Below are 4,213 nucleotides of genomic sequence, written 5' to 3'. Positions count from 1 at the left end.
AACCGCAGAGACCACCGGATTCAGGTGCTGGCTTTTATAATCCCAACTGTCATAGGCATCTTTAACTAAGTTCCATTGAACGTCTTTACGTTCATTGAGTCCTTTTAGCCAGGCGGTTTCCGGCGTATTGCCGAATACTGACACCGCATTCTGTAACGATTGACCATTTTTGGCTTTGATATCCGCGCTAACCCCTTTCGCCGCCTCCACAGTAAATTTTCCGCCAATATGAATAGCAGGAAGCACCCATTTGTTTTCGGTATAGCCTTTATTCGTCTGCTTGATATAAAAGCCTTTGGAATGGGTAATCGTCTGCTCAAAGGTACTGTTTTTGACCGCTTTAAAATTGACTTTACCGTGAGTACTGGTCAGTTTGGCATTTTTACTGGTGGCGATTTTACTGGCTTCATAGGTGCTGTCATCCCGGCTTAACAGATTGATATCACCGCCGGCGGTAAATTCAGTGACTTTGTTGGTGACATCATGACGGGTGCGTGTAGTGGTTTTCTTTTTACCATACCACTTACGTTTGGTTTCTGTTTTCTCATAGTGGCTGGATTCCTCCATCGCCTGAGCGTACAGATAACCGCCTTTGGCGGCGATATCCATTGCCCCTTTGGCCGTGAGTTTGGTGGCCTGGAATAGAATGCTGCCGTTTGAAAGAACCGTCAGTATGCCGCCGCTGGTCAGTTCAGTGCCATTCTGAGTCACTGATTCGGTGGATTCACTGCCGTTTTCCCGATAAGTGTGATTTTGCACTGATTCGAAGCGCATATTGCCACCGGAGGAAAGTATGACATCACCACCCGAAGTCAATTTAGAACCCATTGTGGTGATAGCGCCATTTGCCGCGATTGTCAGTTTTTTATCCCCCCGGATTTGAGCCGTGAAATGGAGATTATCTTTGTCGTCATCATTGCGATATTGATTTGGTGAATAAACATAAGTCAGGAAAGGTAAAGTGATATTGCTTCCCGCAGATAATAATGTGTTTCCGTTTGCCTGTATCTGAACGGCTTTCCCAGCAATATCTCCACCACTAATGATGCTGATATTATTCTTTGCCGTGATCCTGCTACCTAATTCTATTGAACGTAAAGGTGGAACATAATTACCCGATAAGAAAAACTCTTCTAGTCTATGAAAAATCAGCTCACGAGAATTGAGCCCAATATGTTTTGCCGCACTTAAATAAACCTCTTTTCCGGCCGAGATGAAAGCCCCTTGAGTAAAAAGATTACCGCCGGCATTCATTATCAATGACTCTGCGGCAGTTAAAACGCCGGTCATGGGCAATAGAGGCTTAAAGTTTGCCTTCTCTTGTTCAGGCAAAATAGCATTAAGTAGATTTTTATCCCATTGGTCTGGATGCATAGGACCCGTTTGTCGTGGGGATAGCTGTCCATTGTTTGCTATTTCAATATCATTATTTGCTGTCAGAGAGATATGAGCGCTTGGGGTGAAATAGGTATTATGTAAAAATAGATTTTTACCTGCGTTGATTGTTAAATTACCCTTAGCACCTAGTGTACTTATTATACGGGTATTGTCTGCATCAAAATAACCGGGGTTTTCACTGCTCTGGAACCGTATATCGCCATGACGGCTTATCAGGGTAATGTCTTTGCCTTTTACCTCACTTTGCAGGGAGTTAATATTATTGATGGCTGTCATAGATAAATTATTTGATGACAGCAGTGATGCATCATTAAGATTAATATCCTTTTCAGATATCATATCTAATGCATTAGTTGCCTTTATCTTATCAGTAATATTAATTTGCCCGGCATGAAGAATAATATTTTCTGCTGATAATGTTTCTGGTCGTTCTTTAATATTAACTTCTGAGACCGTTTTAACGTCATAAGGGAGAGCAGTATTAATATTGATACTGTCTTTAAAATCAGCAACAATGCTACCTTTCGCGATGACGCTTGCTGGCTCAATGACATTTTCCTCATCATTCCAGGTTTTAGTTTCTCCTAATCTTTTATAAGTAAATACTGTTGGCGCCGGCTCAAGTTTAAGATCATAAATAATAAAATTATTTAGTGAACTTTTTCTTTTACTTTCATTAATAAATTTATTTCCGGCCAGAAAGATATCTTTTTTAGCTTCAATCTGACTTATTTGATTGGATAAGTTATTACTGTTAATGTAAGCATTTCTTCCAGAAAAAATAAGACCTGGCTGAGAATTTTCTAATACAATACTTTTAATTCTGCTATTATTTAAATAAGCTTTTTCTGGTCCATCCTTTTCAAAGCCAATACCATTAAAATAGGCATGTCCAAACCATTTTTCAGGCAGTGGAGTCAACTCTGCTGTTATAGTATAGGGTTCGCCCCAAATATTTATATCACTAAAAACAGTCATATCTCTGTCTGTAAAATCTGGCATTACCTGCTTATTTTGCATCACAAAGCTATTTCGAGTATTGTTCAGTTCCTTTGTCCTGACAACCAAGTCCCCATTCACGGTTTTTATCGTCGCAGATCTATTTTCGACTAACTGACTTTTATTCCCCTGAGCATCTTTTTGTATCCACATATTATTATTGGCTTGTAAAAGTGCATTATCACCTATATTGTATACTTTACCTCCAAATATACTCATATCCTGACCTGCAATTATACTACCTTTGTTATCAAGCGTACTGCTTGCCAGAACAATATCCCGTTCAGCATGAATTTGAGCATTTTGCCTGATACTAAGTTCTTTGGCACCTACATTTAAATCAGTTTTAGACTTAACATTTCCTAGATCCATTTTTCCATTGGCATTTAACATGACCTGTTGATCAGCATTAATATGAGCTCCCTGTAAAATTAAATCATTTCCAGCAAACAGCTTAATATTACCAGTAGCGTTCAATTTACCTTGGCTAGCATTAAGGTTACGCCCCGAACTTAACGTAATATTATGTAAATTATCTAACTGGGTTCTAGAAAACTCCAGATCGTTACCAGCTGAAATCCGCAAATTATTATAAGCCGAAATTGAAACCTCAGAACTATCCCCTGTCCGCACGCCCATACTAATGTCACCTTCGCGCACGGTAAACTCAACATTTTCTCCTTTCAGCTCTACTTTAGAGGTCGAGATAACTTTCCCTGCAATTAGTGTCAGATTTTTCTTTGCCTCCAGAATGTCTCGGTTAACATTAATTTTACGTTCGGCTATTACTGACAGATCATTTTCGACCTTGAAGTATCCCATGCCAATAATTTCACCGGCATGAAGAAGGATATTTTTAGCAGATATTAACGAAGTTCCATTGAATTTATTAATAAAGTCAGCCACTATATTAAGCTCTGCTGAGAGTTTACCTTCCATTCCTTCGTGAAAATCGCTGCCAGTTAAAATAAGATCTTTCTTCGCATTAAACTGGCTTTGGCTGTTATCAAGCGTTGTAGCATTGATATAAGCATTCGCCCCTGAAGTAAGATTAGCATTACTAGCATTATTTAATTCTTTTGTGCGAATAACAATATCACCATTATTGGTTTTCAGAGTCGCTGAATAGTTGTTAACCCAAGTATTTAAATTACCGATCGCATCTTTTTGCAACCATAGATTATTATTTGCCTGAAGTAGAGCATTCCCCTGATTGTCCAAACGCTCAACAAATAGACGCATATCTCCTTCTGCAATAAGCTTACCCCTGTTGTCCAAAGTATTCGCAGCAAGCGTAATATCTTTCCCTGCCTGCACATTACTCTGTTTCGCTGTTTCAATGCTTTTACTGTTAACAGTGATATCCGTTTTAGCCTGTACATCCTCCAGAGTCGCCTTGCCATCCACCGTCAAACTGATGTCGCCTTGCGTTGCAGTCAAATTAGCAAGGTTAACTTCCTTACCCACCTCAGTACTCACCAGACGGATTTTATTGGCATACATGCCCCCCAATGACCCGGTATCAATCGCTTTCCCGGGGCTATCACCTTCTCCGGCAATAGGGACAACAGTCCCATGTTTGAAATCAACCTGGTTGGCCCCTTGTGTCAACGTCAGGTTTTTCGCCTGTACTTTGCCATTTAATATTGCTGCCCGGCTGATAATATCGACATCATCCTGCGCCGTTGCATCCAGCCCCTTTTCACCGATAGTTATGGTGCCTTTTTTCACTGCTAAGGCTGCTAACGCTCCGTCTTTATCAAACACCGGTTTTCCGGTCGATAAGGTGACTGCCGGGGTATTAACAAAACCACAG

General features: G+C 40.3%; 1 protein-coding gene. It reads right to left on the bottom strand.

Annotation, left to right across the window (positions count from 1 at the left end; translation table 11 throughout):
• Positions 1–4,213: hemagglutinin repeat-containing protein (locus C6H66_RS23405; RefSeq protein ID WP_248000802.1), on the bottom strand; the 4,213-nt coding region annotated here is incomplete at both ends.

Origin of the sequence: Photorhabdus hindustanensis (genome assembly GCF_002968995.1) — a bacterium.
Classification (GTDB): domain Bacteria; phylum Pseudomonadota; class Gammaproteobacteria; order Enterobacterales; family Enterobacteriaceae; genus Photorhabdus; species Photorhabdus akhurstii.
This window is presented reverse-complemented; position numbering and strand designations above follow the sequence as displayed.